Raw genomic sequence first — 532 nt, forward strand, 5'->3', positions numbered from 1 at the left:
TCCGTTTCTGTCTTTGAATCACAAGTCGATATGCCTTACCTTTCCACTTCTCAACAAGGATAGAGTTCAATTCAAACTCAATGCCATTGATTTCTTCAGTTTTCCAGCCTTTGAGAGCAAAGGTGTCATTGTAGATCGAACTGCAGCGGTTAGCACGGATATAGAAGGACTTGCAGTGTTTTTCTATTTCCTCCACGATTTCCTCGGAACATGATCCACAATCAGCTCTGAAGCGATTGATAATGAGCCCATTCTGTTCAAATCTCTCAAAGAACCTCTTCAGCGTGTCCTTCTGATGGAAACGAACATTTGTGTTACCATCGCTATTCTCTATACCGACTATCAAATCGCCAATAACCGCCACGCCAGGGCGATAACCAAGGAACTTCTTGTATGTAGGCTTTGCATCATACTTCTCTGTCTCTATGAACTGATGGTCGAAATCAACATCATACATCTCACCCTCTTTCAGTTGGCCAGATGCAAATATACAATTGAGCAATAAAGTATTGAGAGTGTCAGCCGTATTGAA

At 41.9% G+C, this 532-nt stretch carries 1 pseudogene; it reads right to left on the reverse strand.

Annotation, left to right across the window (positions count from 1 at the left end):
* Positions 1 to 532 (reverse strand): annotated as a pseudogene (locus tag AC1DCD_RS10290) (IS1380-like element ISBf12 family transposase); the annotation flags it as partial.

The sequence above is a fragment of the Prevotella sp. C0209C1 genome (assembly GCF_056583855.1).